General features: G+C 67.7%; 3 protein-coding genes. All 3 read left to right on the forward strand.

Annotation, left to right across the window (positions count from 1 at the left end; genetic code table 11):
- Positions 1-160: 160 nt before the first annotated feature.
- The 3 genes from V5A20_RS13040 (at position 161) to V5A20_RS13050 (ending at position 4,802) form a co-directional block, all read left to right on the forward strand.
- Positions 161-1,903 (forward strand): amidohydrolase family protein, encoded by a 1,743-nt coding sequence (locus tag V5A20_RS13040; protein ID WP_332327532.1) that lies wholly within the window; start codon positions 161-163, stop codon positions 1,901-1,903.
- Positions 1,904-1,980: 77 nt separating this feature from the next.
- Positions 1,981-3,408: an amidohydrolase family protein gene (locus V5A20_RS13045; protein ID WP_332315155.1), complete on the forward strand. Its 1,428-nt coding sequence runs from the start codon at positions 1,981-1,983 to the stop codon at positions 3,406-3,408.
- A 50-nt stretch (positions 3,409-3,458) separates the two neighbouring features.
- Entirely contained in the window at positions 3,459-4,802 is a 1,344-nt protein-coding gene (locus V5A20_RS13050; protein WP_332315156.1) for an amidohydrolase family protein, read from the forward strand.
- The last annotated feature ends 145 nt before the right edge of the window (positions 4,803-4,947 follow it).

Below are 4,947 nucleotides of genomic sequence, written 5' to 3' on the forward strand. Positions count from 1 at the left end.
CCCCACTGGTTCCCGCCCTTCGGTCGCACCGACCCGACGAACTGCATCCCAGAACGATGAGTCACCGGGTGGGTGCGACGACCCGGATGACACTATCCACCGGCATTCTTATGTTGGACATGTCTTGGTCCTCACTCCTCATTGGACGTCCGCCGCCCGCATGACTGCTTCGACATTTCGCCGCTACGGACTCGGCCTTCTCGGCCTCGTCCTACTGGTTCTGCCGTCTCGTCTTTGTGCTCAGGACTACGAGGTGCCGACGGTCACCGACACCTACGCCCTCCGGAACGCCCGCGTCGTGCAGGCGCCCGGCCAGGTGCTCGAGTCCGCCACCGTCGTCGTGCGGGACGGCGTGATTGAGGCAGTGGAAGAAAACGCCGAGGTGCCGTACGACGCCCGCACCATCGAGGCCGACTCGCTCGTCGTCTACGCCGGCTTCATCGACGGCCTCTCCCACGCGGGGGTTGAGATGCCGGACACCGAGGACGACGAAGACGTCGAGGACCCCGGCACCCCGCCCCCCGACGCGGCGGGCATTCAGCCGGACCGGTCCGTCCGCCCGTTCCTGTCCCCCGAGGAGTCGGACCTGCGGTCGCTGCGGAAGGCCGGGTTCACCCTCGGCCACGTCGCCCCGGAGGGACAGATGCTCCCCGGCGCCAGCGCCCACGTCTTCTACGGCGGGGAGACGGCCAACGACATGGTCCTGGAGACCGGCCCCACCCTCTTCGCCCAGCTCCAGACGGCCGACGGCTACGTGTACCCGGCCACAGACATGGCCGTGATTGCACAGATGCGGCAACTCTACCGCGAGGCAGAGCGTCGGCAGGAGCTCGACGCCGCCTACGAGCGCAATCCGACGGGTCGCTCCCAACCGCCGCAGGACCCGCAGCACAGCGCCCTCTTCCCGGTCCTGAACGGCGAGACGCCGCTCGCCTTCTACGCCGACGAGGCCCTGTCCCTCCACCGCATCCTCGCGCTGCGTCAGGAGCTGGGCTTCCCGCTCGTGCTGGCCGGGCTGGAGGAGGGCCACGAGCTCGTCGGCACGCTTCGGCAGGCCGACGCCCCCCTCTTCCTGACGCTCGACCTGCCCGAGGAGCCGACGCGAACGAGCGGTTCGGACACCACAGTGGCCGACACGACGGGCACGCCCTCTCGATACTACAGCCCTGACCTCCAGACTCCGTCGCACGAGACCGTCGCCGAGGAAGAAGAAAACCTGGAGCTCCGCCACGCCATGGAGCGGCAGACCTACCTCGAAACGGCCGCCACCCTGCACGAGGCGGGCCTCGAGTTCGGGTTCACGAGCCGCGAGGCCGATCCGGGCGACGTCCGCAGCAACCTCCGCACCATGATCGATCAGGGCCTCCCGGAGCAAACGGCCCTGGCCGCCCTCACGACCCGCCCCGCGGCCCTGCTCGGGCTCGACAATCGCCTTGGGACCGTCGAGGAGGGCAAGATTGCGAACCTCGTCGTGACTGACGGACCCTACTTCGGCGAAGACGCGTCGGTCCAGCACGTGTTCGTGGACGGACAGCTCTACGACTACGGCGCCGACGGGTCCGACGAGGGCGAGGTCAGCGGCGACGTCTCTGCCGTGCTCGGGACGTGGTCGTACACCCTCGAGACCCCGCAGGGCGATCTTTCCGGCGAGGTCACGATCGAGGGCGATGAGTCCGGCCTGGACGGCACCTTCGTGGGGCCGCAGGGCGACGAGCAATCCCTCCAGTCGGTCTCGTTCGACGGGACCACCCTCTCGTTCACCGTGAACTCGCCGCAGGGCGGCTCCGTGTCCGTCTCGGTCACGGTCGAAGGCGAGACCTTCGACGGGTCCGCCTCCACGTCTGGCGGCTCGTTCCCCATCTCCGGCGAGCGCACCAGCGGCCCGGATGCGACTCAGAGGTAGTGTCCGCCCGCACGCACCGCGGCGCATTCCGCACGCCCCCTCCGACGATATTCTGCGTTCCGTCTTTCCGATCCCTTATGCTCTCTGCTTTCCCCTCCCGCCTTTCCTCCGCCCTCGGCGCCCTCGCCGCCGTCCTGCTGGTGGCTTCGCCCCTACAGGCCCAAGACCAGCTGCGCGGCGACGCCCCGGACGACTGGCTCATTCAAGACGCCACCGTGCTGACCGTCACGAACGGCACCATCGAGAACGGCGACATCCTGGTCCGCGACGGCAACATCGCCGAGGTGGGCACGGACCTCTCGGCCCCGAGCGGGGTCGAGACGTACGACGCCAGCGGCGAGTACGTGATGCCGGGCATCATCGAGGCCCATCAGCACATGGCCATCAGCAACGTGAACGAGGCCACGAACCAGGTGACTGCGGAGGTCGGGGTCGGCGACGTGCTCAATCCCTACGACATCGGCATTTACCGCGCGCTGGCGGGGGGCGTGACGACCGCCCACGTGATGCACGGCTCCGCCAACCCCATCGGCGGCCGCAACGAAACGATCAAGCTGCGCTACGGCGTCACGAACCCCGACCGCCTGAAGATGGACGACGCTCCCCGGACGATCAAGTTTGCCCTGGGGGAGAACCCGACCGGGCTGTACGGCGAAGGGCGCAACCAGGTGCCTGGCACCCGCATGGGCGTAGAGCAGGTCATCCGGACGGCCCTCACCGAGGCGGAGCGCTACATGGAGGCAAAACAGGCCCATCAGAGTGGCGAGCGGGCTCGGCCGCCGGCCCACAGCGAGCGGCTGGAAGTGCTCGCGGGCGTCCTCCGGGGCGACATTCTGGTACAGACCCACGGCTACCGCGCCGATGAGCTGCTCATGCTGATGAACGTGTTCGAGGACTTCGGCATCCAGGACCTCGTCTTCCACCACGTCAACGAAGGCTTTAAGATTGCCCCCGAGCTGGCGGCGTTTGGCGACGACGGCGCCGGGGCGACCGTCTTCTCGGACTGGTGGTCGTACAAGTTTGAGGTCTACTACTCGACCGCCTACAACGCCGCCATACTCGCCGAGAACGGCGTCAACGCGTCCATCAACACCGACATTCCGGGGGAGCAGCGCGACCTGTACCTTCAGGCCGCCAAGACCCAGCGGTACGGCGACCTCTCGGACACCCAGGCCCTGGAGCTCATCACCATCAACCCGGCCCGCCAACTGGGCATCGACGACCGCGTGGGATCGATCGAGGAGCGCAAAGCCGCCGACCTTGCGATCTTCAGCGAGCACCCGCTGTCCGTCTACACCGAGCCGCAGCGGACGTACGTCGACGGGGTCGTGCGCTTCGACCACGAGGAGGACCCCGACGACATGCGGCTCCGCGTGGATCCTGAGGGCACCGTCGACCTGGCGCGGGACGGCTGGAGTCGCCATGCCGCCCACAGCTGCCTGAAGGGCGTCGCGCAGCTGCGCGCCACCCGCAACGGTGTGACCCTCGAAAACGCGGACCAGTAACCCCCGCCCCCACCGCCTCTCCGACCGCCTGCTGACCAACACGTTTGCTCATGCTTTCTCCCTCCCGCCCGCGGCCTCAGCGCGTCTCCGCGGTGCTGACGCTATTCGTTGCCCTCTTCCTGGCCCTGCCCGCACACGCCCAGAAGCAGCCCGGCTTTCAGGGGCCGTTTGCCCTGACGAACGCCCAGGTGATCGTCGCCCCCGGCGACACCCTCGACGGCGGCACGGTCGTCATCCGTGACGACTCGATTGCCGCCGTGGGCCCGAACGTGTCGGTGCCGTCCGACGCCCAGGCGTTCGACCTCTCGGGCCAGAGGATATATCCCGGGTTCATCGACAGCGGCACGCACCTCGGCCTCGCGGAGGTTGGCTCGCTTCCGGAGACGCAGGACTTCAACGAGATTGGCGACCTCACGGCCCACATGAACGCCCTCACGGCCGTCAACCCCAGCACCGTGCACGTGCCCACGACGCGCGTCCACGGCATCACCTCCGTCATCACGGAGCCAGAGAACGGAATCTTGCCGGGCACGGCCGCCCTCATTGGCCTCCACGGCTACACCCCCGAGCAGATGCACCTGGGCGGCGTGACGTTCACGAAGCTCAATTTCCCGTCCGTGGGGCGTCAGGGGCCGTCGGACGACCGGTCACCCGAGACGATCCAGAAAGAATCCGAAAAAGCTCTCAACAAGCTCAACGAACTGTGGACCGAGGCCGAACGGTACGCCCGGATCGACTCGGCGGTGGCGGAGCAGCCCGAGGCGCGGCGTCAGCCCGAGTTCGTGCCCGCAATGGAGGGCCTTCTGCCCGTCATTCGGGGCGAGCAGTCGCTCATGATCTCCGCCAACGCGGCGCCCGACATCTCGAAGGCCCTCGACTGGGCCGAGGAGCGCGGCGTGCTCGACCAGCTTATTCTGAGTGGGGCCCTGGAGGGGTGGCGCGTCGCCGACGAGATCGCCGCGGCCGACGTGCCGGTCCTGGTCGGCTCCATCATGCAGCCCCCGAGTCGGGAGAGCGACCGCTACGACAAGGCGTACCGCACCCCCGCCCTGCTCCATGAGGCGGGCGTGACCGTGGCGCTCCGCTCCGGCAAGACCGAAAACGTGCGCAACCTCGTCTTTCACGCCGGCTTCGCCGCCGCCCACGGCCTCGGCAAAACCGAAGCCCTCCGTGCCATTACGACCACCCCGGCCGAGATCTTCGGGGTCGCGGACCAGGTCGGAACCATCGAGGCCGGCAAGCGGGCCAACCTCTTCGTCGCCAACGGCGACCCGCTTCAGCCCGCGACCGACGTGCAGCACCTCTTTATCGACGGGTACAAGCTGCCGCTCGAAAACCGGGCCACGAAGCTGTACGACGAGTTCCTGAACCGGAACCCGGGCCTGGAGAAATAGCCCTTGGCGTTCTTGGGGCGTCCGACATCTGATAGACCTGCACAGTTGCTTTGACAAAACGTCGCTCCAGAACCCCGATCTGGAGTCTATCCGGCTGCACGGGTCATGGGCTCCAAGTCGAGCTTGGAGCGACGAAGAAAAGGAA

The organism is Salinibacter sp. (assembly GCF_036626415.1).
Taxonomy (GTDB): domain Bacteria; phylum Bacteroidota; class Rhodothermia; order Rhodothermales; family Salinibacteraceae; genus Salinibacter.

Coding starts and splice junctions, on each gene's coding strand:
- V5A20_RS13040 (WP_332327532.1), top strand. CDS start 161: ATGACTGCTTCGACATTTCGCCGCTACGGACTCGGCCTTCTCGGCCTC.
- V5A20_RS13045 (WP_332315155.1), top strand. CDS start 1,981: ATGCTCTCTGCTTTCCCCTCCCGCCTTTCCTCCGCCCTCGGCGCCCTC.
- V5A20_RS13050 (WP_332315156.1), top strand. CDS start 3,459: ATGCTTTCTCCCTCCCGCCCGCGGCCTCAGCGCGTCTCCGCGGTGCTG.